This window comes from Neisseria subflava, from assembly GCF_003044935.1.
Lineage (GTDB): Bacteria > Pseudomonadota > Gammaproteobacteria > Burkholderiales > Neisseriaceae > Neisseria > Neisseria subflava_E.
Genome location: NZ_POXP01000002.1, coordinates 273003 through 297339 on the forward strand (window position 1 = coordinate 273003; position 24337 = coordinate 297339).

The following is a 24337-nucleotide window of genomic DNA, read 5'->3' on the forward strand; positions in this document are numbered from 1 at the left end:
GAAACTTAAACAAGGCCGTCTGAAAACCATTTAACCAATCAACTGAAACCTATGAATTTTATCCGTTCCGTCGGGGCAAAAACCCTCGGCTTCATCCAATCGCTGGGCAGCATTACGCTGTTTTTCCTGCATATCTTGGCCAAATCAGGTACGGCGTTTGCCCGCCCGCGCCTGAGCATCCGCCAGGTTTACTTTGCAGGCGTGTTGTCTGTCCTGATTGTTGCTGTGTCCGGGCTGTTTGTCGGCATGGTGTTGGGCTTGCAGGGCTATACGCAGCTGGCAAAATTCAAATCCGCCGATATTCTGGGCTATATGGTTGCCGCTTCCCTGTTGCGTGAATTGGGTCCCGTATTGGCGGCTATTCTGTTTGCCAGCAGCGCGGGCGGTGCCATGACCAGCGAAATCGGTTTGATGAAAACCACCGAGCAGCTTGAAGCAATGAACGTGATGGCGGTCGACCCCGTGGCACGCGTGGTTGCGCCGCGCTTTTGGGCAGGCGTGTTTTCCATGCCTTTACTGGCTTCGATTTTCAACGTTGCCGGTATTTACGGCGCGTATTTGGTCGGCGTCGAATGGCTGGGTTTGGACGGCGGTATTTTCTGGTCGCAAATGCAAAACAACATTACCTTCCATTACGACGTCCTCAACGGCTTAATCAAATCCGCCGCTTTCGGCGTAGCCGTTACGTTAATCGCCGTACATCAGGGCTTCCACTGCGTACCGACTTCCGAAGGTATTTTGCGCGCCAGTACACGCACCGTAGTGTCTTCCGCCCTGACCATCCTCGCTGTCGACTTCATGTTGACCGCGTGGATGTTTACCGACTAAAGGCCGTCTGAAACGACACTTAAAAAGAATGAAACAAGGACAATAGCACATGAAAAAAAATGCTTTGGAATTTTGGGTAGGACTGTTTGTCTTGCTGGGCGCAGCCGCTATCGGCTTTCTCGCCTTCCGCGCCGCCGGCGGACAATCGTTCGGCAAATCATCACAAACCTACACCGTCTATGCCGATTTCAGCGACATCGGCGGCTTGAAAACCAACGCGCCGGTCAAATCCGCAGGCGTACTAGTGGGCCGCGTTGCCTCCATTCAGCTCGACCCTAAATCCTATCAGGCAAAAGTTGCTCTCAATCTGGACAGCCAATATCAGTTCAGCAGCGACGTTTCCGCACAAATTCTGACTTCAGGCCTGTTGGGCGAACAATACATCGGCCTGCAACAAGGCGGCGATACTGATTCTTTGGCGGCAGGCGACACCATTACCGTCACCAGCTCCGCCATGGTTTTGGAAAACCTTATCGGCAAATTCATGACCAGCTTTGCCGAAAAAAACGCAGATAGTGAATCTGCCGGTCAAAACGAACAATAAACACATATCAACCCAATATTCAGGACACTCCCATGAAAAAAACTTCCTTCATCAGCGCATTGAGCATCGGCGTATTGAGCATCAGCATGGCATTTGCCTCTCCTGCCGATGCAGTCAACCAAGTCCGTGAAAACTCCGTTCAAGTGCTGAAAATCCTCAACAGCGGCGATGCCAACACCGCACGCCAAAAAGCTGAAGCCTACGCCATCCCTTACTTCGACTTCCAACGCATGACCGCTTTGGCCGTCGGCAACCCATGGCGCACTGCGACTGACGCACAAAAACAAGCGTTGACCAAAGAGTTCCAAACCCTGCTGATCCGCACCTACTCCGGCACCATGCTGAAATTCAAAAATGCCAAGGTCAACATCAAAGACAACCCGGTCGTAAACAAAGGCGGTAAAGAAATCGTTGTCCGCGCCGAAATCAACGTTTCCGGCCAAAAACCGGTCAACATGGACTTCACCACCTACCAAAGCGGCAGCAAATACCGCGCATACAATGTCGCAGTCGAAGGCGCAAGCTTGGTTACCGTATACCGCAACCAATTCGGCGAAACCATCAAAGCCAAAGGTATCGACGGCCTGATTGCCGACTTGAAAGCCAAAAACGGCGGTAAATAATCCACCCCCGCACCATGCCGCCTGATCTTCAGATGGCATGGTGCCTTACATCATAAAGACACCATGCAAACAGAAATCCGCAACGGCACGCTCTACATCAGCGGCGACGTTACCGTCAAAACCCTGACTGCCTCCGCCTTTGCGCGCTACGAACAACAATGCCGTCTGAAAGAAACAGACAGCATAGACTTCAGCCAAGTAGACAAAGCAGATTCCGCCTGCGTTTCCCTACTGCTCAACGCTCTACGCCGGACAGACAAAAAACCGACCATTCAAAACATTCCCGATTCCGTCCGCGCACTGGCCGAACTTTACGAAATCAAAGACTGGTTGCAATCATGAAAAAAACCACCGCTTCACTCTGCCTCCTCATCAGCATAGCCTCCGCTCCCGCACTTGCCGAACGCAATCCAGCCGACCCTTACGAAGGCTACAACCGTACCGTTTCCAAGTTCAACGACAAAGCAGACAAATACGTCCTTTCCCCTGTCGCACGCGGTTATCGCAAAATAACGCCCAAACCGGTGCGTACCGGCGTGATCAACTTCTTCAACAACCTGCGCGATGTCGTCAGCTTCGGCAGCAACGTTCTGCGCCTTGACGTCAAACGCGCCAGCGAAGACCTCGTCCGCGTCGGCATCAACACCACCTTCGGCCTTGGCGGTTTAATCGACGTAGCCGGTGCAGGCGGTGTGCCCAGCAATAAAAACACCCTCGGCGATACCTTCGCCTCATGGGGCTGGAAAAACAGCAACTACTTCGTCGTCCCCCTACTCGGCCCGTCTACCGTACGCGATACCGTCGGCAACGCCGTCACCACCGTCTATCCGGTTAAAAACGCCGTCTTCCACACCAGAGCAGGACGCTGGGGCACAATCGGCCTGCAAGCCATCAACACCCGTGAAGAACTGCTCGACCTGACCGACAGCCTCGAAGGCGCAGCCATCGACAAATACAGCTACACACGCGACCTTTACATGAAAGTCCGCACCCAACAAACCGGCGGCACGCTCCCTCAAAGCGAAGACGACAACATCGACATTGATGACTTAGTGGACAGCAATGCCACTTCCGAACCGGTAACAGCCCCTCAAACCGCTCCGGCAGAAATTCCCGATACAGCCAATCCCCAAACCCTGTATCAAACACCATCAGAAAACCTCTGATTGTTCCCAAAAATAAAGGCCGTCTGAAATTCAGACGGCCTTTATCCCCCAAAAGATAGCCAGTCCACCACCTTTGCTATATCATTCAACTATACAGAAACCAAGGAAAACACCATGTACGAAGTCAACCGCAGCGTCTTCCTGCTTATCCCCCTCGATCCATTTTGGAACTGGCTGAAATCCCTGCCCGGCAATCACCTAGACGGCCTGACACTGGAAGACATTCAAGCCGATGCCAATTCCTACCTCGTTCGCCCATGCGAAACTGCCGACGAAGTATGGGACGAAATCGAAGCGCGTTTTGAAGATATTTTTGCTGCCGAATTGGCCGACTGGTGCGAAGACGAAAGCGAATGGCCGGATTTGGATGCCGACATTTTCAACGAATGGTTCGATATCCAACTCTCCACCGTGATTACCGACCTCGAACACGAACCAATCGCACGCGAAGAGTTCCAACCCATCAATCTCAACTGATGAAACTGACCGTCCGCAACTACCACCTTGACGGCTACGGCCACGTCAACAATGCACGCTATCTCGAATTTCTCGAAGAAGCGCGCTGGACGTTTTTTCAAGAGCATGACCTTCTGTCCGAACTCAAAGGCATCATGCTCGTTGTTGCACGCGTTGACATCCGCTATCGCCGCCCGTCGCTTGAAGGCGATGTTTTAACCTTCACAGGCCGTCTGAAAGACATCGGCACACGCCACATCATCCTCAGCCAAACCGCGACCCTGCCCAACGGCAAAGCCGCTATCGAAGCCGAAGTGACCCTTATGCCCGTCAGCAGCGAAAGCGGCCGCAGCATCAGCGTTCCCAAAACCTTAGCACACGTCATTCAAAACCTCGAATCATGAAAAAAATACTCACACTCCTCATCGTTGCCACAATTGGCGCGCTTCTTGCCTTTGTCCTTATCCCCAGCAACAAAGCCACCCCTGATTTCGCCCTGCCCGACCTGCAAGGCAAAACCATTACCAACGCCGATTTAAAAGACAAAGTTACCCTCATTAACTTCTGGTTTCCCTCCTGCCCCGGCTGCGTGAGCGAGATGCCTAAAATCATCAAAACCGCCCAAGATTATCAAGGCAAAAATTTCCAAGTCCTCGGCATTGCCCAGCCCATCGACCCTATTGAGAGCGTCCATCAGTACGTCAAAGAATACGGCCTTCCTTTCACCGTCATGTACGATGCCGACAAAACTGCCGCAAAAGCCTTTGGCACACAGGTTTACCCGACTTCCGTCCTGATCGACAAAAACGGAAACATCCTCAAAACCTACGTTGGCGAACCCAATTTCACCCAACTCTATCAAGAAATCGACCAAGCCCTCGCCCAATAAATCCAAGGCCGTCTGAAACCACATTTCAGACGGCCTAAAACCGAAATATCCTTTATAATAAGCAACATTTTATCCGTTCAGACACCAAGCTCCTCTATTAACAAAGGCCGTCTGAAACAACCGAATACCCATAAGAGAACATCATGAAATTTATCGACGAAGCAAAAATCGAAGTCGCCGCAGGCAAAGGCGGTAATGGCGCAACCAGTTTCCGCCGCGAAAAATTCGTGCCCCGCGGCGGCCCTGACGGCGGCGACGGTGGCAAAGGCGGCAGCGTTTGGGCAGAAGCCGACGAAAACACCAACACCCTCGTCGAATACCGCTTCGTCAAACGCTACCAAGCCAAAAACGGCGAAAAAGGCCACGGCTCCGACCGCTACGGCGCAGGTGCGGACGACATCGTCCTCAAAATGCCCGTCGGCACCCTTATCCGCGACCTCGACACCGACGAAATCGTCGCTGACCTCACTTATCACGGCCAGCGCGTCTGCCTCGCCAAAGGCGGCAAAGGCGGCTTGGGCAACATCCACTTCAAATCGTCCGTCAACCGCGCGCCCAAACAATCCACCCCCGGCGAAGAAGGCGAGACCCGCTCCCTGCAACTCGAGCTTAAAGTCCTCGCCGATGTCGGCTTGTTAGGCATGCCCAACGCCGGTAAATCCACCCTGATTACCGCCGTATCCGCCGCACGTCCCAAAATCGCCAACTACCCCTTCACCACTCTGCATCCAAACTTGGGCGTCGTGCGCATCGACGAAAACCACAGCTTCGTCATGGCCGACATCCCCGGCCTGATTGAAGGCGCAGCAGAAGGCTCAGGCCTTGGCCACCGCTTCCTCAAACACTTATCGCGCACCGGCCTGCTGTTGCACGTCGTCGATTTGGCTCCTTTTGACGAAACCGTCAACCCCGCCGAAGAAGCACTCGCCATCATCAACGAATTACGCAAATACGACGAAGAACTCTACGACAAACCGCGCTGGCTGGTGCTGAACAAACTCGACATGCTCGATGAAGAAGAAGCCCAAGAACGCACCACCGCCTTCCTCGAAGCCATCGGCTGGGACTATCCGAAACCAGACGACTGCTTCCAATTTGACATGGAAACCCCGCGCCTCTTCCAAATCAGCGCCCTGACCCACCAAGGTACACAGGAATTGGTACACCAAATCAACCAATACCTGACCGAGAAAAAACGCATCGAAGCCGAGAAAACCGAAGCAGAACAGGTAGCGGCAAAAGCCGAAATTGCCGAGCAGCAGCCTAAAACAGATACTGGCGTGTTTAAGCCGGAGTAAAAATTTCAGACGGTCTATTGGATAGAAAGGTCGTCTGAAAACATATCAACCGTATCGTGTGGGTGTAAACCTACCATGCAGATCAAGATACAAAAATATTACTTAATGAGGTATAACAGCCCAAGCCATTTAACAAAGGAAAACTATGTTAAAAAAAATTTCTATTTTTATTCCGATAAGCTTATTAACTGCTTGCTCAACTATCTTACAAACAAATTCATATCAAGCCAACGGCGATACTTTTGTAACGCCCAAAAACTGGATACTGATTGATACACATGACAATCTACCTGCATATTTACTCTCGGAAAGCCTAGAAAAATCCGTACTCACTCTACCAAACAATAAAACAGTTGTTTATTTAAGTGGAATAGTTATTACGCATTTTAATGAGGGAGGAAAAATCCATTCTTTATCTTCCCATATGATTATCGAAGATTGCCAACAACCACAGCTAACCTCTTTAGGAGGATTAGCTACGCAATATGAGCAACCTTTACTCAGAGGTACCTCTACGCTAACAGAATCTAAACTACCATTATCATTGAAAAAAAAATCACATGCTATTGCGTGCGAATATGCACAAAAGCATAATGTGCCGACTGAAAAAATCACATTACCAACAAAGAAACAATAAATTATCTGTTTTTCCCATTTCAATAAAGCATACTTCTAATGCCCTAATGCATAACTTTTTTATCCAATACCAAACACCATGACCACCATCTACAACACCCTTACCCGCCAAAAAGAACCCTTTACCCCCATCGACCCTAAAAACGTGCGCATGTACGTTTGCGGTATGACTGTTTACGACTATTGCCACTTAGGCCATGCCCGAGTGATGGTGGTATTCGACATGATTGCCCGCTGGCTGCGCGAGTGCGGTTATCCGCTCACTTATGTGCGCAACATCACCGACATCGACGACAAAATCATCGCCCGTGCGGCTGAAAACGGCGAAACCATCAGCGAACTGACCGCGCGTTTCATTCAGGCTATGCACGAAGATGCCGATGCTTTGGGTGTGTTGCGTCCCGACATCGAGCCGAAGGCAACGGAAAATATTCCGCAAATGATTGCCATGATTGAAACCCTGATTCAAAACGGCAAGGCATATCCTGCCGCAAACGGCGACGTTTACTACGCCGTGCGCGAGTTTTCTGCTTACGGTCAATTGTCGGGAAAATCGTTGGACGACCTGCGCGCAGGCGAACGTGTGGAAGTGGACGGTTTCAAACGTGACCCGCTGGATTTTGTGTTGTGGAAATCCGCCAAAGCAGGCGAACCTGCATGGGAAAGCCCGTGGGGCAACGGCCGTCCGGGTTGGCACATCGAATGCTCTGCCATGAGCGAAAACCTGTTCGGCGATACTTTCGACATCCACGGCGGCGGCGCGGATTTGCAGTTCCCGCACCATGAAAACGAAATTGCCCAAAGCGTCGGCGCGACGGGGCATACCTGCGGCCACGACCACGCGCAAACCCACCACGGTCAAAGCATTGCCAGCCACGTCAAATACTGGCTGCACAACGGCTTTATCCGTGTCGATGGCGAAAAAATGTCCAAATCGCTGGGCAACTTCTTCACCATCCGCGAAGTGTTGAAACAATATGACCCGGAAGTCGTGCGCTTCTTCATCCTGCGCGCCCACTACCGCAGCCCGTTGAACTACTCCGACGCACATTTGGACGACGCAAAAGGTGCGCTGACCCGTCTGTACACTACATTGAAAAACACACCAGCGGCTGAGTTTGATTTATCTGAAAACGCCAACGACTACACCCGCCGCTTCTACGCCGCCATGAACGATGATTTCGGTACGGTCGAAGCGGTTGCTGTGTTGTTTGAACTGGCAGGCGAAGTGAACAAAACCAATGATGCACACCTCGCCGGCTGCCTGAAAGCCTTGGGCGGCATCATTGGCCTGCTGCAACGCGACCCGATTGAATTCCTGCAAGGCGGTGCTGTTTCAGACGGCCTGTCCAACGAGGAAATCGACGATTTGATCGCCCGACGCAAACAGGCACGCGCGGATAAAAACTGGGCGGAATCCGACCGTATCCGCGACCTTCTGAACGAACACAAAATCATTCTGGAAGACAACGCTGGCGGTACGACTTGGCGCCGTGGTTGATTTCATGGCATAGATGAAAGGCCGTCTGAAACTGTTTTTCAGACAGCCTTTTTAATTTTGGTATTTCAAAAAGGGCGCAAACATCGCGCCCTTTGTTTAAAACATCATTTCATTTATGCGCCAAATACTTTCAGACGGCCTTCGATTGGTTGGAAGGCTTTTTCACCGGCTGAAGTCGCGATACCGCCAATCACCATTTGCGCACGCAACAACCAGCTTTCCGGCAGATTCCATTCTTTGGCAATGGCCGCATCAGGCAGCGGATTGTAGTGTTGCAGATTGGCGCCGATACCGGCAGCCGCCAATGTTGTCCACACGGCATATTGAACCATGGCATTTGCCTGATCCGCCCAGATCGGGAAGTTGGCCGCATAAGATGGGAACTGCTCTTGCAAGCCTTTAACAACATCCTGATCTTCAAAGAACAAAACTGTCGCCGCGCCTGCTTTAAACAAGTTCAGTTTTTGCGCAGTAGCTTCAAACTGCTCGGCAGGGACAATTGCACGCAAAGCTTCTTCGACAAAATGCCACACTTTGGCATGTTCTTCGCCAAACAATACGACCACTCGGGCAGATTGCGAATTGAAAGAAGACGGCGTATGCAAAACGGCGTGTTCGATAATTTTGGTTACTTCCTCATTGGACAGAGGCAGGGTGTTGTTCAATGCATAGATAGAACGACGGGTTTCAGCAGCTTGTTGCAAAACAGAATAAGTCATGATCTTTTCCTTAAATTAATCTTTATCTTTACCAAAAACGTTATCCAAAGCCCATGCTCCGCCGCCGGCTACTGCCAGGTACAAAAACACGAAGCAGAACAAAACGGCAGATTCCCCCTGATTGGCCAATGGAAACAATACATTACCAGAAGACGCGTGCGCCATAAAGTAGGCAACTGCCATCTGACCGGACAAAACAAACGCGGCCGGACGCGTAAACAGGCCCAATATCAATAAGATACCGCCGACAATTTCCAAAATACCGGCCACCAGCATCAAGCCTTCGGGCGCGCCGCCCATGGACATCGGAAAACTGAAAAACTTGGCCGTGCCATGCAGCAAAAACAGATACGCCGTCACAATGCGCAAGACAGACAATACAACAGGTTGGAATGATTTGAGGGCTGACATCTTAATAATCCTTATCTTAAATGGCTACCTGAAAGAGGTAGGGAGCAATTTCAATAAGTGCAGTATAGATAATTCCCAGTAAGAGATATATACTCGAATTATTGATATAACGTTTCCTAATAAGAAATCATGGACACCCTATTCAGCCTGAAAGTTTTCCGCCAAGTTGTGCAAAGCGGCAGTTTTACCCGTGCCGCCGATCAGCTCGACATCTCCACCGCCATGGCCAGCAAACACGTCAGCCATCTGGAAAACACCATTCAAGCCAAGCTCTTACACCGCAACAGCCGTAATCTCCACCTGACCGAATCAGGCGAAGAATACTACCGCCAATGCAGCTACGCGCTGGATACCTTGGACACCGCCGCCCAAAAAGCGGCAGGCGGTACTGACACGCCGCAAGGTATGTTGCGCGTTACCATGCCTCTGTGGTTTGCAGGCGGCAACATGAGCGCATGGTTGGCCGAATACCGCCAGCGTTATCCCAAAGTTACGCTCGACCTCGTCCTCGACAACCGCCATATCGACCTCATCGCCGAAGGTTTCGACCTCGCCCTGCGCGTTTCCAAAACCCCCTCCCCTTCACTGATCGTCAAACCACTGGCCAAAATCGAATTCGTCCTGCTTGCTGCACCCGACTATCTTGCCCGGCACGGCACACCCGATACGCCCGAAGCCGTCATGCGGCACCAAGCCATCCTGCCTTCCTATACCAGTCAACAAAACTGGGAAATTACCCACCGCCACACCGGAGAAAAAGCCATTCTCCACCTCTCCCCCGTTATCCGCAGCGACAACACGCTGATGATACGCGAGCTGATTAAAGCAGGCGCAGGCATAGGCTATCAGCCCCTTTGGGCGGTCCAGCAGGAATTGAAGGACGGCACATTGGTCCAACTCCTGCCCGATTACACCATCTGGACAGACCAACTGAATGCCACCTATGTCGACAGGGCCTTTCTCAGCGCGAAAGTGCGCAGCTTTATCGACTTTCTCAATGAAAAAATATCGGAAGGATAAACATCAAGGCCGTCTGAAACACTTTTCAGACGGCCTTTAATCAAAGCAACAATCCAATCAATAATTGGTCGAGCAGAACTGTTCGCGTTTGTCCGCATCAGCGGCATAGCATGTCAAACCCATGCCTGACGCATTGCTGTTGTTCGCTTTCGCACCCGTTTTTTTGTTCACCAAAACCTTACCGTTTTTACCGATTTCAACGGTTACGCCTTTACCGTTTTTCAACTTCCATTTCAACACTTGCGCATCAGCATTCTGACACTTATTGACTGTACAGCCGCCTTCTGTCGCAACATTGCCGTTTTTATAAATCACGCACTGCTGCTGGCTGTCGGTACAGGCAGCATAGGCCGCAACGGAGAAACAGGAAATCAGCGCGGCAAACAAAACAGGTTTCATGGTTTGAACTCCTAAGGTTGTGATGATGGGTTTGTAATATTTGGAACTATACGCTTGTTTGCATATACCTACTACAAAATGTATCGGTAAGATTCAATAGACGCATCACTATATCCATTCCACCAATTATCTAATTCGCCCCATATGATAAAGGCCGTCTGAACATCACTTTTCAGACGGCCTTCAATTGGTTTTCTACCTTACCGCTTCAACTTCGCAAACGCATCCGCCATCGCCGAATTGGTCAGGGCGCGGTCGTTGCGTTGGGTTTTTCGGTCGCGGCGTTCCTGATGTCGGGTTTCAGACGGCCTGTTGCCTTTGGTTGCGCCGCCCGCTTCGTCATCCAGCCGCATAGTCAGCGCGATGCGTTTACGCGCGGCATCGACTTCCAGCACTCTCACTTTCACCACGTCGCCGGCTTTCACCACTTCGCGCGGGTCTTGGACGAAACGATTGGACAACGCGGAGATGTGCACCAAGCCGTCCTGATGGACGCCGATGTCTACGAACGCGCCGAAGTTGGCGACGTTGGAGACCACGCCTTCGAGTATCATGCCGACTTGCAAGTCGCTGATTTCGTGGATGCCTTCGGCGAAGGAGGCCGTCTGAAACTCACCGCGCGGGTCGCGGCCGGGTTTTTCCAACTCAGACAGGATGTCCAGAATAGTCGGCAGGCCGAAGCGCTCGTCGGTGAAATCGGACGCTTTGATTTGCTTCACGCGCTCGCGGTTGCCGATGAGTTCGGCGGCGGTAATGCCTTGTTGCGCCAGCATTTTGGCGACGACGGGATAGGCTTCGGGGTGGACGGCGCTCGCGTCCAGCGGCTCTTTGCCGCCGTTAATCCGCAAAAATCCCGCCGCCTGCTCGAAGGTTTTTTCACCCAAACGCGGCACTTTCAGCAATTTTTTGCGGCTGTCGAACGCGCCGTTTTCATCGCGGTAGGCGACGATGTTTTGGGCAAGGGTTTGATTCAAACCGGAAATCCGCGCCAAGAGCGGGGCGGACGCGGTGTTCACGTCCACGCCGACGGCGTTCACGCAGTCTTCGACCACCGCGTCCAGCGATTTGGCGAGCTGGCTTTGGTTCACGTCGTGCTGATACTGCCCCACGCCGATGGATTTGGGGTCGATTTTGACCAACTCGGCGAGCGGGTCTTGCAGCCTGCGAGCGATAGACACTGCGCCGCGCAGGGAAACGTCCAAGTCGGGGAACTCGCGCGCCGCCAGTTCGGACGCGGAATAAATCGACGCGCCGGCTTCGGAAACGACGATTTTGTGCAGCCCCATTTCTGGCATTCCGCGCACCAATTCGCCCGCGATTTTGTCGGTTTCACGGCTGGCGGTGCCGTTGCCGATGGCGATGAGCTTCACGCCGTGCTGTTTAATCAGGCGCGACAGCGTTGCCAACATGTTGTTTTCTTGATGCAAATAGACGATGACGGTATCCAGCAGCTTGCCTGTGTCGTCCACCACGGCGCATTTCACGCCGTTCTTGTAACCGGGGTCGAGACCCAAAGTCGTCAGCCGTCCGGCGGGCGCGGCGAGCAGTAAGTCTTTGAGATTGCGGGCGAACACGGTAATCGCATCGGTATCGGCGGCTTCTTTCAAACGATTTAGGGCTTCAAGTTCCAACGACAAAAAGATTTTTGCGCGCCAAGTCAGGCGAACGGTGTCGCGTAGCCATTTGTGGCCGTCTGAAACCTTGAAGCGGCGGGCGATGATTTGCTCGTATTCGCTTTGCTGCGTAATCGGCGTGTCATCGGGCTGGTATTTGAGCGCGATATTCAAAATGCCTTCGTTGCGGCCGCGCAATACCGCCAGCGCGCGGTGGCTGGGCATAGTGCGGATGGGTTCGCGATGGTCGAAATAATCGCTGAATTTTTCGCCTTCTGTTTCTTTGCCTTCAACGACTTGCGCGTGGATTTCGGCTTCATTCCACAGCTTGTCACGCAGCGTACCGATGAGTTCCGCGTCTTCAGCAAACTGTTCCATCAGAATCGTGCGCGCACCGTCCAGCGCGGCTTTGGCGTCGGGGACATTTTCGTTCAGGTAGCCCTGCGCGGCGGCTTCCACGTCCTGCGGCTGCTCGGCAAGCAACGCATCCGCCAGCGGCTGCAAACCGTGTTCGCGTGCGATTTGTGCTTTGGTGCGGCGTTTGGGTTTGTAGGGCAGATACAGGTCTTCCAGCGCGGTTTTGTTGTCGGCGGCTTCGATTTGCGCCCTGAGGTCGTCTGAAAGCTTGCCTTGCTCTTCAATACTTTTTAACACAACGGCTTTGCGCTCTTCCAATTCGCGCAGGTATTGCAGCCGCTCGGCAAGCTGGCGCAACTGCGTATCGTCCAACCCGCCCGTGGCTTCTTTACGGTAACGCGCGATAAAGGGGACGGTCGCGCCATCATCTAAAAGCTCAATGGCGGCACTGATTTGCGCGGCAGTGGCGGAGAGTTCTTGGGAAAGAATTTGAGTAATGTTCATCAATAGAATTCCAACGGACAGGCCGTCTGAAATTTCAGACGGCCTGATTTAAAAACAATCGCTTTAAGGCAGCGAATTATAATATTCGTAGGCTTTGTCCATGTCTTCAAACTGGTACATATGCCCTTTTTCCAGCACCATCGCATTATCACAATATTGCTTCATGGCGCTGTGGCTATGCGATACCAAGATGATGGAACGGTCTTTGCGCTTTTCAAACAACTCGTACTTACATTTATCGGCAAAGCGCGAGTCGCCAACTGCAATCACTTCGTCAATCAGATAGCAGTCAAACTCTACCGCCAACGACAAAGCAAATGCCAAACGTGCCTTCATACCTGAAGAATAACGCTTGACCGGCTCATAAAGATATTGACCCAGCTCGGAAAACTCTTCGGTAAAGTTCTTCACATAATCGATGTCGACGTTGTAAATCCGACAGATGAAACGCAAATTGTCCATACCGGTCAGACTGCCTTGAAACGCACCGGAGAATGCCAAAGGCCAAGAAATACTCATCGTACGTTTGATTTCTCCCGTGGTCGGCGGTTCAACGCCACTAATCAAACGGATGAGCGTCGATTTACCTGCACCGTTGCGGCCAAGAATACCGATTTTCTCGCCCTTCTCCATTTTGAAGTTGATATCGTGCAAGACTGTCCGCCAACCTTGGCGGGTCAGATACCGTTTGGAAACGTGTTCAACTGAAATCATTGCGGCTCAACCCCTTTGCTGAATCTCGCCACCATCGCCAAACCAAGCAGCAGCAAAACCAAGTTACACAACAAAATATACCAAGGATTTTCGTAAGTCGTGACGCTGTCGCCAAAATATCCGGCACGGAACATTTCTGTACCATGCACCATCGGAATCATCAGCACATAGTGTTGTAACTGCTGAGGCAGGTTGTGTACGAAGAAAAACACGCCGGATAAAGGCATCATCACAAAACTGATGGTACTCCAAACCTTACCAAACGGTTCAAAGTGAAACGCCACCGAACAAATGACCAGCCCCAATCCAACGGCAAACATTGCCATCAAAAGCCAAGCCAACAACATATAGAAAATATCTGCCGGTACATCAATCCAACCGATGATGACCAATGCGAACATAATCACGACCTGCGCAATGGTGGCGCCGGCAATCTCCAACAACATACGCGCAAAAATGGTATCCAAAACGCGTACATTTCGGTGATACAGCAAGCTTGTATTGGCCGAAATCGAACCGATGGCACGATTAGAAGCATTACGCCACATCATCATCATCGGATAGCCTGTCAGCGTGAATGCAACGATATTCAAAGCTGACACGTTGTGCATGCGGAAAAATTTCCACATCAACACCATAACCAAAGTCAGCAGCAAAGGTTCGACAAACAACCACAAAAAACCAATGTTATTACGACCGTAGCGAGTAATAATTTCACGCATTAAGAGTGCGCCGATTACCCTTTTTTGAATAAGCAGCGACTCCAAAAACGATGTTTTATGTAGCTCTTTCATCAGTTTTTATGCTCACGGATACTTGCCGTCAGCAACACGGCTATGCCATAGACAATCAAACCGATGACAAACGTTGCCACGATGTTGTACAAACGGTTTGGCTCATGTGCCAAGTCAGGTTTGTTCGGCTGGGAAATCACTTCCAAATACAATTGCTGACGATCTGCTTCCGCTTTTGCACTTTCCAAAGAAGTCATCGCCGCAGCCAATTGTTTCTCAGCCAATTCGTTTTCCAAATACACGCGCTGATATTCCGCCGCCTGATTGGACAATGATCCCTCGCCACCGCCGGAAATCGCTTTCATTTGTTGCGAGATTTCTTTACGCAAGCTCTTCTCACGCGCAATCAAACCTGGAATTTGCGGGTTTTCAGGCGTAACAGCTTTTACCTGGTCAAGCTGGGTTTGAATGACAATCAACTCATCCTGCAATTTGGATACCAAACCCATTTGCACATCGGATTGCGCCTTCAAGTCGAAAATACCGTTGGAAACACGGAATTTTGTCAATTGGGCAGAAGCTTCTTTAACTTTCTCCTCAGCCGAATTGACCACTTCTTGAGCATAACGAATCGTATCCTGACGAGCACGTTCGTTCAGCTGGTTGATCAATACCTCGCCCTGTTTGAGCAAAGCATCATTGATCTTTTGAGATTCACCGGCATTGAACGATATAACGCTCAAATTGGAAATGCCTGAGACAGAGTCAAAATGGATGGATACCTTATCGCGGTAGTATTGATAAAACGCTTCATCCTCGCCACGCAGGCCAAAACCATTAAAACGGCTGAAGATGTCGCCTTCTTTTTCATAAAAATCACGAACGGGCATTTTCTTACGCAACGCGTCCAAAGCTGAACGCGACTGCATATATTCCTGCACGGTATAAATATCGTCTTGCGCACGAGAGAAACCAGACCCCTGCAAAATGGCACCCAAGCCGTTCAAAGACGATTGGCTCTTAGGAGAGCGCACCACAAAGCTGGACTGGGATGTGAACTGATCGGAAGCAAATATTCCGTAATACACACCGGAACACAAAGTCGGCACGATAACCGTTACCCAAAGCAACGGATTAATCTTACGTAACCAAGACTTTTTGGCCTTTTTCTTTTCGGGAGCCGGTTGTTCCGGTTTCACATCCACATTTGCAGAAACTTGCTCAGACATTATTTTCCCCATTAGTTCACTAAATTATTAATACTGTTCGCACTGCTCACCACAGGTGAGAACACAAATGACAAGAACTTGCGTACTTCAGCCATCGGCGCATTCGATACGTACACCACGTCCTTATCCTTCACAGGGAAACGCTGCATCCAAAACATAGAATTCGCATCTGCCAGGTTCAAACGGTAGACCACAGGAATCTCCGCACGATCGCCATAACCCTTTTCAACCCATTTAGATTGTTTCTCAGGAGGCAGCTCGGATAAAGGCGCATAACGGAATACAAATACACCGCGCGCATCTGCACGATAATCCTGCAAACCGCCCATACGTCCCACAGCCTCAGCCAAAGACAAGCCCTTCACAGAGAAACCAATCTGCTGCGTATGACCAACCGCACCCATAGACGTAAACGTGCTCGGATTTGTAATCATCGTGATCACGTCACCGCGACGCAACAAAATATTTTGACGCGGATGCGCCACCAAATCTTCCAGAGCAATCGTTCTGACAACATTACCGCGTGTCAGCTGTACGTTCGTATCCTGAACATTCGCAGTCGAACCGCCCACCGCAGCCACCGCATCCAACACACGCTCGCCTGCAGCCGTCAAAGGCATACGCACACTGTTGCCCGCACGGATAACCGATACATTCGCCGCATTATTTTGCACCATGCGCACCATTACCTGCGGCTGGTTCGCCATTTTTTTCAGACGGCCTTTAATAATGTTTTGCACCTGAACCGGTGTTTTACCAAGGACAGACACATCGCCGATAAACGGCACAGAAATCGTGCCTGAAGAGCTGACCATCTGTTCAGGCAGCTTCGTTTGCTGCGCATTACCCGAACCGGTAGACGACAAAGCTCCGCCGAACAACACAGCCGGAGGAGCTTCCCAAATCGTAATGTCCAGCACATCACCTATATTGATAGCCCCTATTGATGACGTACCATCGCCCAACTGAGCAAATGACTGATTAACTTGCGCTTGATATAGCGACTGAGCTACCGCACCATTCACATCAATCAATTCCACCTCCGGTACTTCGGCTGTAGCCTGCTGTTGCCCCAAAGCAACAACATTTCGTGTACTTGGGCCGGAAGTAGGAAGAGAAGAGCATGCAGCCAACAGACTGACACACAACAATAACATGCCCCTGCGGGTAAGACATTCTGCTTTCAACATTGATTAAATCTCACTATACTTTTAATTACGCACAGCCATTATAACACCTGATGAAATATTAGGCCGTCTGAAAACCTGACATAAGCATCAAAAGACATCACATTACAGCGAATACCGTCATGAGAAAACTTAAAAAACTGATTCGACAACCAGGTGTATTCTTCCGCGACTATCTCAACAAAAGATACCCTGTCCGAAACGCCGAACAGCGTACAACAGAGTCTGACGAACCGGTCATTATCGACAACAGCCTGTATTTAGCCGAAATTGAAAATAGTATCGACCTTCCCCCTATTAAAGTTGATGTCGTTTTCACATGGGTAAATAACCAAGATCCCAAATGGCAGCAACACCGCCGCCAATATAGCCCTACTGCCGAAAAAAACGCACTTCACAATAATGACGAAGCTCGTTTCAGCAACCACAACGAACTTTACTATTCACTTCACAGCGTGCGTACCTTCCTGCCGTGGGTTAACCATATCTACATCATTACCGACAACCAACGCCCCGATTGGCTCAACCCTGCCGACTATCCCAATGTCAGCATAATAGATCACAGTCAAATCATTGACCCGCAATACCTGCCCACCTTCAATTCGCATGTAATCGAAGCACACTTGCACAACATTCCCAATCTAAATGAGCACTTCATCTATTTTAACGATGATGTATTTGTTGCCCGACCATTACCGAAGGAACATTTTTTTCACGCCAACGGGATTGCTTCACTTTTTATTGCAGACAAAAGCCTAAAACAAATGTCCGAAAGAGGAACCGACACACCCACTCTTTCCGCCTCAAAAAACTGTATCGCACTATTACAACAGCACTACGACTGCCACATCGACCGTCCGTTAGTACACACCTATATCCCACTGCATAAAAGCAGCTTTCAATTTGCTTGGCAGCACTACCGTACTGAGATTGAAGCCTTTTTATCCAACCGTTTCCGTTCTAACCACGATCTCAACCTTGCCACCTTCCTCGTACCTTGGCTGATGTTTTTAAACAGGAAATCTACAGTAGGTAATGAAATATGTTATTATTTTAATATCCGCTCCAACAAAGCGCCTGCCCAATATATCAAGCTCTTAGAAAATAAAAAAAATGGGCGGCAGCCACACTCTTTTTGTGCCAACGATTTTCACAGCCAGCAACAGATTGAAAACTACCAGGACAAACTGATTCAAATGCTGGAAAATTACTTCAAAACCAAATAAAAATAAAAGGTCAAAAAAATGAACAATAAAAAATTTCGGAAGCTCTTACGAGACCCTAAACTCTTTTTCCGCGACATGTACGCCAAACGCGTAATGAAACTCAAAAAATACCTTCCCTTAAAATACGAAGGTAATAATCAATTTACAATCGTTTCAGCCGTTTATAACGTCGAAAAATACCTTGATGAATACTTTGACAGTATCGTCAAACAAAGCTTGAATTTCAAAAAACACATTCAAATCATTCTAGTAGATGATGGGTCAACCGACCATTCAGCAGAAATCATCAAACGATGGCAAGCCAAATTTCCTAAAAATATCCATTATTTTTACAAAGAAAATGGCGGCCAGGCCTCGGCACGCAATCTAGGTTTACAACATACACAAACGGAATGGGTAGTATTTACTGACCCTGACGATTATCTTCACCCTGACTACTTCAAATCAGTAGATACTCAAATTAGCCAACATCCGTCGGCAGTAACCGTAGCTACCAATATGATTTTTTTCTTTGAAAATCAAAATATTATAAAAGATAATCATCCTTTAAAATTCCGTTTTGATAAAACCCACGTTATTGATGTTGCTAAGCTCGATAAATTTATCAATATGTCAGCTGCCTCCACCTTTTTCAGAGTCAGCCATATTAAAAAACAGAATTTGGTGTTTGACCACAATGTTAAGCCAAACTTTGAAGATGGCAAATTTATTGCAGACTATTTATTAGATTTGCAGGATGCAAAAGCTGTGTTTGACAGAGATGCCGTCTATTTCTATCGCAAACGTGAAAGTGGCACATCCACTTTAGATACTTCTTGGCAAAAAGTAGAAAAGTTTTCTAATGTTTTTGAGTATGGCTTCTTGCCTATGCTTCAAAACTATAAAAACCGCTTAGGGCATGTACCCTCCTCAATACAAAAAACCGCATTATATGATATGGCTTGGTATATCCAAAAATTGCTTAATAGACCTGAACGTCTAGATTTGTTGGATGCCAAACAAAAATCACATTTTTATGATCTAATGCAGCAGGTTTTTAATTATATTGATCAAAAAAATATTATGGAATTTGGCTTAGCGGGAGTATGGCTATTCCATAAAGTTGGTATGCTTGGAATGTTCAAACAGAGCGAGCCACCATTCCAAATCGCCTATATTGAAAACATTGATCGTGAACGCAAACAGTTCCTTATCAGCTATTTTACCTATTTCGACCAGCCATATTCTGTGCAGGCTGATGGGCATGATCTTATTCCTGTCTATGTAAAAAGCGTAGTTAATAAGCTAAATGAACAATTATTTGTTTACGAAAAACGTTTGTGGGTTCCCTATGGGGATGTTGCAGACAACGCCAAAATTAATATTCTACTTAACAAAAAAGCAATGCGAATTTCGATTAAAGGTAAAACCTTTATGCACGGCATCGCATTAAATGAACTTATCGGTTTATTTACGCCGTCTGAAAAATACCTTTCAGACGGCAGTTGGCTCTTGATGGACAGGGAAACCAAAGCTGACGACAACGCTGAGCATTTTTATCGTTATATGATGCAGAACCACCCTGAACAAACTTGTTATTTCGCACTCAACAGAACCGCCTCTGACTGGAACCGTCTCGAACAAGAAGGCTTTAAACTTGTAGAATTTGGTGGTAGAGAATACGAACAACGTTTGCGTAAAGCTGAAAAAATCATTTCCAGCCATCTAGAAAAACACATTAACAATTATTTTGGTGATTTGTACGAACACAGCAAAAAATTCGTCTTCCTTCAACATGGAGTCACCCAAAACGACCTTTCTGCATGGTTCAATACTAAAACTAATCTACATTGTTTTATTACTACTGCCACCCCTGAATATCAAACAATCATAGCTAACCCTAGCCGCTATAAGCTAACAAAAAAAGAAACAGTGTTAGCAGGCTTTCCTCGTTATGATAGTTTAGTATCAAAAAATATTGATCAAAGTAGAAAAATCCTAATTATGCCTACTTGGAGAAACAATATTGTAGGACAAAATATTGGTCGCGGTAGCAACACACGTGCGTTAAATAGTGATTTTATGAAAACTTCCTATGCGCAACATTGGTTTAATTTTTTGCACTCTATAAATTTAAGACAATTAGCAGAAAAGTTTAACTATGAAGTTATATTTGCTCCACACCCGAATATTGAGCCTTATTTAGACTTCTTTGATATTCCTAATTACATTCAGGTTTGGAAAGGATCAAGTGCTATAGAAAGTATACAAACCTTATTTGGCCAATCATCAATTTTAATTACTGACTATTCCTCTGTAGCCTTTGATATGGCATATCTGAATAAATCTATTATCTATTATCAATTTGATCAAAAAGAATTTTTCTCTGGAGCCCATACCCTTCAAAGGGGATGGTTTGACTATGAAAGTTCTGGCTTTGGGCCAGTCACGTTAACTGAACAAGAAACATTTAATGAACTAGAAAATATTCTCAAAACGGGTTTAAAACCAAAATATCTTGAACGTATCCGTGCTACCTTCCCATTTCAAAAAGGTGGTAACTGCGAACGTGTGTATCAAGCTATTATCGCCCTTGATCATGCCGAAACTGTCGACAACCTACCGATTCTGGTCGATATGATTGAGCAAGCAGAAAATCATCAGGCATGGGATTTGGCTGCAAGCCGTATTCAAACTCTGCTTGATACAGGCCGTCTGAATGCGGAAGAAACAGCTGATTATCGCCATCGTTATCTGAACGCTTTATTTGAGAGCAAACAGTTTGATACTTTGCAAAACCTGTTACCTGATTATCCCGATACCGCAGGTTACTGGAATGCGAAAATGGACTTATATATCGGTAATGCCGTTAAAGGGGCGGAATTTTTTGCTGAAAACGAGCATATAGGAACGCAAAATGATTTACTTATAGCATTACTTGCAGCCTCGTTTCATCAAGCAAAAAGGCTGTCTGAAAAACTGTTTGCCCGGATAGGTACAGACTTATCCGACTCATATCAACCTTTGTTGACCGTAGCACAAAAGCTATCGGAGCAGAATTATTTTGTAGCATTGGCTTTACTGAAAACGTATATTGATAGCTTGGACGATCGCACAAAAGGTTATCTAAAACCCGAGCTATTGGCTTCTTACCTCTGCATGAAACTTGGTAACTTACAAGGCGCGCATCAGTATTTGGTTTCTTTTGAAAACCATACTCAGAATGATCCAAGTTGCCGTATCGCCATTGCAAGACTGGCAAAATTACGCGGTGATTCTGAAAAACTATTTACCCAGCTTAACCGTGCCTTTGAAGAAAATCTGCTCTTCATTCCTGAAGATTTAACAGTCGATTATCTGAAAAAAATGTACGCTACCGGCAACACTGACGGCGAAGGATATCTATTGGCTCAACTGCGCCAAAAATATCCTGAGAATCCGTCTTTGGCCTTGTATGAAGCTGAAAAACTAGCCCAAAACCAAGATTGGGAGTCTGTCACCAAAATATTGGCTGATTTTGCACAAACCTCACCGGAAACGATGTATCTTTATACAACTGCTTTATGCCGTCTGAAAAACCATCAAACAGCACAACGTTATTTTGACAGTCTCTCTCTACAAGACACAGCAGCATATTGGAAACTGGCAGCTGAAATAGCCGAAGCGAAAGGTGACAAGGCATTACAGGCTGAGTGTCTGAAAAAACAATTGGCTTGTTTAGAGTAATCTCTGTCTTATCTTAAAAAAGGCCGTCTGAAAACTTTTATGTTTTCAGACGGCCTTTACTATTAGATGCACTAATCAAGTTCTACTGTTGAATTGATATAGGTAACATGATTCATTTCTGCCAAATCCTTACCTTCATCTATATCTGTGTATAAAACATTATTGCGTTCCCAAAATACATCTTTGCGTATGACTTTAGCCGGCACGCCTGCAATAACACAGTTATTAGGAAAATGTTTTTTCACTACCGAAAATGCACCAACAATACTACCGCTACCAATCTTTGTACCACCCCAAATTGTTGCGCCATAGGCTACCCACACTCTGTCTCCAATGGTAACGTCTTTAGAAACATTTAAACGTTTGCCAGTATGAACATTATAAATCGGGTGTGCATCATCAGTACGGATTTGATTATTCGTGGCAAACATACAATCTTCACCAATGGACAAGGTTGTATGTTCGGCAACAGTAATATAAACCGGATTGGTACTGGTAGTTTTACTGCCGATGTTAATCGTACAGCCTACTCCCAAACACCATTGGCCTTGCATAGAAACATTCTCGCCAATATAGACTTTGCTGTCCTTGCCTAAAAATTCCAAAAACACATTACGCAAGTTTGCATTAGGGTGGATAACAACTTCATTCCCACCTCCTCCTAGAAATTGGAAATGACAGTTTCGCAGATTATCAGGTGCAGTAATTTTATTTCCGGAAGTATCAATATAATTGCCTGACATCACTTCTTTTTTACGGCTGTTAACTACTGGCCGTTCAGAAAAATATTGTTCCGCACGTTCGGCCAATTTGATAAAGACTGCACAGGTTTGGGCAAAATCCAAAGCACTGACATCATAAATGTATACATTATCCCCATCCTGCTTAGATAAACTGAAGTTTGGAAACATTTCTCCGATATTATCTATCTCACTTTTATTACGATAAAACAGGAAAATCTTCTGCCAAACTAAATTTAAACTGACAGAAAATGGTGTTTCACGGTCAGATTTGAAATTGCAGTACACATTCTGCTGATAATAAATATCAACAGACGTATTTTTTAATTTGATATTTTTAAGAATTTCTTGCTGAAATTCTTCAGTCGTTTTATCTATCATTACATTCCCCAAACATGATAAATATGGTTCAAATATTAAAAAAATAGACAGTAAATTTTAAACTTACTGTCTATTTACTTCGCATTTAGTTCAGATTAATGTCCGAATCAGTGATATGGATGTCCAACAGCAAATTATTGATAATGGTATTGGACAAGAATACTGTGTTGCCTGAAAAATCTATGTGCTTTTGAATTTTTTCAAAGTCAAATTCACATAATACAACTGTAGGCAATGCTTCTTTCAGCTCTTTAATATCCGGATAAAACTCTGATACCTTAGCCGATGAAATGACCACTTGATTTTCAAGGTTATGATCAATTACATCCGGTAGCTTTTTGAAAGTCTCCAAAATCGGCGTACGGATAGAGTGCAGATACAATGGATCTTTGCCACCATAGTATTTATGGTTGCCCAAAAATGGGTCGATTGCAAAGGTTTTGTACCCACCAATTAAGCCGTGATATACCGCTCCTGTACCGCCTGATGATGCACCGCAAATGACTACGTTTTTCTTATCTACGCCATAAATATTCATCAGGCTCTTAATGAAACGCTGGATATTGTCTTCGATATTTTCATCAAACTTTGTATTCAACCCGTGACTGCCAAACGCGTCTGATACATCAGCCATACGGATGATATAAGTATTTGGCATAATGCTGTTGCTGATAAATGGAAATGGGTGGCTATAATAACGGTCAACCATATTCTCATTGCTCTTATTGGTATAAGAGAACAACACCAATAGATTTTTCTTGTTGGCACTCAATACTTTCGGTGCTTCAACAGTATAAATAACATTTTCCAACTCATGGAAAGAGTCTGGGAAATAAGCCAAAAGATCTTTATAACTGTGCTTGTTCACACGACGGAACACACTTACACCCATTTTGTGTTCAACAGCTAAAAAGCCTCTATTATTTAGCTCATAGACATAATCACTTAGACCATGATTCCGAGCATAGCTTAGGAAAAACTCATTACTGTCGCCTTTAACACCAATGTATTCAACTTCCGGCTTATCCAAGTACTCGGCTAAATTAATGCCTTTATTTTTTTCAACATTCAGGATGTAGCACAGTTCGCTGCCAAGATAAATGGAAGTAACTTCTAAAATCTCACTAAATTTATCCTCAATTTTTGCCCAATCGGCTTCAGCAAATTTAAAAGACAATACTGTCTTTTCTTGATTAACCGATTGCGGGTAACTTCCATAGACTTCTGAAATATATTTCAAAAATTTTGGAAAACCAGAAATTTGAGAAACCTTGCTCTTATTACGCTCAATAAAGTTAAAGGTTTGTCCTACTACCGTATAACTGACGCTGACAAAATAGTCGTTCAACAGAAAATCAAACACTATACTTTGATTGTTATAAATCCAAGCGTTAACCTTTTGAGGATCAATCTTGGCTTTTCGTAAGATGTTTTGCTGAATTTTATATAAATCCATT

General features: G+C 47.0%; 24 protein-coding genes. 14 read left to right on the plus strand and 10 right to left on the minus strand.

Going from position 1 to position 24337, the window contains the following annotated elements; all coding sequences use genetic code 11:
- Window positions 1-51 precede the first annotated feature (51 nt).
- The 11 genes from mlaE to cysS all read left to right on the plus strand — a co-directional run bounded on the left by mlaE (window position 52) and on the right by cysS (window position 7941).
- A complete protein-coding gene (gene mlaE, locus DBY95_RS06935; protein ID WP_070606268.1) occupies window positions 52-828 on the plus strand; it encodes a lipid asymmetry maintenance ABC transporter permease subunit MlaE in 777 nt (258 codons plus the stop codon).
- A gap of 49 nt (window positions 829-877) precedes the next feature.
- Window positions 878-1372 (plus strand): outer membrane lipid asymmetry maintenance protein MlaD, encoded by a 495-nt coding sequence (gene mlaD, locus DBY95_RS06940; RefSeq protein WP_003681819.1) that lies wholly within the window; start codon window positions 878-880, stop codon window positions 1370-1372.
- Between the two features lie 32 nt (window positions 1373-1404).
- Window positions 1405-1995, plus strand: coding sequence for an MlaC/ttg2D family ABC transporter substrate-binding protein (locus DBY95_RS06945; RefSeq protein ID WP_003681817.1), 591 nt, complete (start codon window positions 1405-1407; stop codon window positions 1993-1995).
- Between the two features lie 63 nt (window positions 1996-2058).
- The gene (locus tag DBY95_RS06950) at window positions 2059-2337 is read left to right on the plus strand and encodes an STAS domain-containing protein (RefSeq protein WP_159068472.1); all 279 of its coding nucleotides are present in this window, start codon (window positions 2059-2061) and stop codon (window positions 2335-2337) included.
- On the plus strand, window positions 2334-3161 hold the full coding sequence (locus DBY95_RS06955; protein ID WP_049335811.1) for an MlaA family lipoprotein: 828 nt from the start codon (window positions 2334-2336) through the stop codon (window positions 3159-3161). Before DBY95_RS06950 ends, DBY95_RS06955 begins: the two co-directional genes overlap by 4 nt.
- Window positions 3162-3275: 114 nt before the next feature.
- Entirely contained in the window at window positions 3276-3638 is a 363-nt protein-coding gene (locus tag DBY95_RS06960) for a hypothetical protein (protein WP_003681812.1), read from the plus strand.
- Complete coding sequence (locus tag DBY95_RS06965) at window positions 3638-4021, plus strand: acyl-CoA thioesterase (RefSeq protein WP_049335809.1); 384 nt, start codon at window positions 3638-3640, stop codon at window positions 4019-4021. The genes DBY95_RS06960 and DBY95_RS06965 overlap by 1 nt, the downstream gene beginning before the upstream one ends.
- Complete coding sequence (locus DBY95_RS06970; protein WP_107723837.1) at window positions 4018-4506, plus strand: peroxiredoxin family protein; 489 nt, start codon at window positions 4018-4020, stop codon at window positions 4504-4506. The genes DBY95_RS06965 and DBY95_RS06970 overlap by 4 nt, the downstream gene beginning before the upstream one ends.
- Window positions 4507-4649: 143 nt before the next feature.
- Window positions 4650-5804 (plus strand): GTPase ObgE, encoded by a 1155-nt coding sequence (obgE, locus tag DBY95_RS06975; protein WP_107723838.1) that lies wholly within the window; start codon window positions 4650-4652, stop codon window positions 5802-5804.
- 145 nt (window positions 5805-5949) lie between these two features.
- Complete coding sequence (locus tag DBY95_RS06980) at window positions 5950-6441, plus strand: hypothetical protein (RefSeq protein ID WP_107723839.1); 492 nt, start codon at window positions 5950-5952, stop codon at window positions 6439-6441.
- 78 nt (window positions 6442-6519) lie between these two features.
- Window positions 6520-7941, plus strand: coding sequence for a cysteine--tRNA ligase (gene cysS, locus DBY95_RS06985; protein ID WP_107723840.1), 1422 nt, complete (start codon window positions 6520-6522; stop codon window positions 7939-7941).
- Between the two features lie 113 nt (window positions 7942-8054).
- On the opposite strand, the gene DBY95_RS06990 is transcribed toward cysS, so the two are convergent.
- Both DBY95_RS06990 and DBY95_RS06995 read right to left on the minus strand, forming a co-directional pair.
- Window positions 8055-8660 (minus strand): nitroreductase family protein, encoded by a 606-nt coding sequence (locus DBY95_RS06990; RefSeq protein WP_107723841.1) that lies wholly within the window; start codon window positions 8658-8660, stop codon window positions 8055-8057.
- A gap of 15 nt (window positions 8661-8675) precedes the next feature.
- Entirely contained in the window at window positions 8676-9071 is a 396-nt protein-coding gene (locus DBY95_RS06995; RefSeq protein WP_036492177.1) for a DoxX family protein, read from the minus strand.
- 129 nt (window positions 9072-9200) lie between these two features.
- Between DBY95_RS06995 and DBY95_RS07000 the strand changes: the two genes are divergently transcribed.
- Window positions 9201-10091, plus strand: coding sequence for a LysR family transcriptional regulator (locus DBY95_RS07000; RefSeq protein WP_036492180.1), 891 nt, complete (start codon window positions 9201-9203; stop codon window positions 10089-10091).
- Between the two features lie 57 nt (window positions 10092-10148).
- On the opposite strand, the gene DBY95_RS07005 is transcribed toward DBY95_RS07000, so the two are convergent.
- The 6 genes from DBY95_RS07005 to DBY95_RS07030 all read right to left on the minus strand — a co-directional run bounded on the left by DBY95_RS07005 (window position 10149) and on the right by DBY95_RS07030 (window position 16831).
- Window positions 10149-10490, minus strand: a complete 342-nt coding sequence (locus DBY95_RS07005; RefSeq protein WP_036492182.1) for a hypothetical protein — start codon at window positions 10488-10490, stop codon at window positions 10149-10151.
- Between the two features lie 200 nt (window positions 10491-10690).
- Entirely contained in the window at window positions 10691-12964 is a 2274-nt protein-coding gene (locus DBY95_RS07010) for a Tex family protein (protein ID WP_107723842.1), read from the minus strand.
- A gap of 63 nt (window positions 12965-13027) precedes the next feature.
- Window positions 13028-13678 carry an ABC transporter ATP-binding protein gene (locus tag DBY95_RS07015; protein ID WP_003747991.1) on the minus strand — a complete coding sequence of 217 codons (651 nt, stop codon included), beginning with the start codon at window positions 13676-13678 and terminating at the stop codon, window positions 13028-13030.
- On the minus strand, window positions 13675-14472 hold the full coding sequence (locus DBY95_RS07020; protein ID WP_049323612.1) for an ABC transporter permease: 798 nt from the start codon (window positions 14470-14472) through the stop codon (window positions 13675-13677). The genes DBY95_RS07015 and DBY95_RS07020 overlap by 4 nt, the downstream gene beginning before the upstream one ends.
- The gene (locus DBY95_RS07025; protein WP_107723843.1) at window positions 14472-15641 is read right to left on the minus strand and encodes a capsule biosynthesis protein; all 1170 of its coding nucleotides are present in this window, start codon (window positions 15639-15641) and stop codon (window positions 14472-14474) included. Before DBY95_RS07025 ends, DBY95_RS07020 begins: the two co-directional genes overlap by 1 nt.
- 11 nt (window positions 15642-15652) lie before the next feature.
- Entirely contained in the window at window positions 15653-16831 is a 1179-nt protein-coding gene (locus DBY95_RS07030) for a polysaccharide biosynthesis/export family protein (protein WP_107723844.1), read from the minus strand.
- 119 nt (window positions 16832-16950) lie between these two features.
- On the opposite strand from DBY95_RS07030, the gene DBY95_RS07035 reads away from it, so the two are divergent.
- Both DBY95_RS07035 and DBY95_RS07040 read left to right on the plus strand, forming a co-directional pair.
- Window positions 16951-18054 (plus strand): stealth family protein, encoded by a 1104-nt coding sequence (locus DBY95_RS07035; protein WP_107723845.1) that lies wholly within the window; start codon window positions 16951-16953, stop codon window positions 18052-18054.
- Window positions 18055-18072: 18 nt separating this feature from the next.
- Window positions 18073-21759, plus strand: a complete 3687-nt coding sequence (locus tag DBY95_RS07040) for a CDP-glycerol glycerophosphotransferase family protein (RefSeq protein WP_107723846.1) — start codon at window positions 18073-18075, stop codon at window positions 21757-21759.
- A gap of 71 nt (window positions 21760-21830) precedes the next feature.
- On the opposite strand, the gene DBY95_RS07045 is transcribed toward DBY95_RS07040, so the two are convergent.
- Together DBY95_RS07045 and DBY95_RS07050 are read right to left on the minus strand one after the other, a co-directional pair.
- A complete protein-coding gene (locus tag DBY95_RS07045; RefSeq protein WP_107723847.1) occupies window positions 21831-22880 on the minus strand; it encodes an acyltransferase in 1050 nt (349 codons plus the stop codon).
- Between the two features lie 85 nt (window positions 22881-22965).
- Entirely contained in the window at window positions 22966-24336 is a 1371-nt protein-coding gene (locus tag DBY95_RS07050) for an XcbB/CpsF family capsular polysaccharide biosynthesis protein (protein WP_070765549.1), read from the minus strand.
- Window position 24337: the final 1 nt, after the last annotated feature.